This window comes from Staphylococcus sp. GDX8P80P (assembly GCF_017893095.1).
Taxonomy (GTDB): domain Bacteria; phylum Bacillota; class Bacilli; order Staphylococcales; family Staphylococcaceae; genus Staphylococcus; species Staphylococcus borealis.
Genome location: NZ_JAESMI010000157.1, coordinates 1 through 316, shown reverse-complemented (window position 1 = coordinate 316; position 316 = coordinate 1). Strand labels below are relative to the sequence as shown.

The window sequence follows — 316 nt, the reverse complement described above, 5'->3', positions numbered from 1 at the left end:
AGATAACCAATACTGATGAGTTGGTTATTGGCGTACATAAGAAATGGATAGATACTTAGCTCATGTAGTTCATCGTTATAGTAGGTATAAGTTTCAAGTGTAAGATGCGCAAGTGGGGTATGGTCTACAAAGCGAGTAGGAAGTATATTTTCTGCTGCTTCTTCTAACGCTTCACATTCCCATGTTTCATTGTTAGATAGTTGGAATAGACGAGTTATATATTGTTTGAGTTCTTGAGTGGTTGTTTTCATATCATTGCCTCCTAGATAGTGTGATAGTGATGTAGTTCATATACATCATTGAGATAATATATATT

1 protein-coding gene is annotated in these 316 nt (G+C 34.8%); it reads right to left on the bottom strand.

Translation table 11 applies throughout. From position 1 onward, the window contains the following. On the bottom strand, nucleotides 1-251 hold a 251-nt coding region (locus KA858_RS11745), incomplete at its 3' end, for an SAUGI family uracil-DNA glycosylase inhibitor (RefSeq protein WP_210135784.1). Between the last annotated feature and the right edge of the window lie 65 nt (nucleotides 252-316).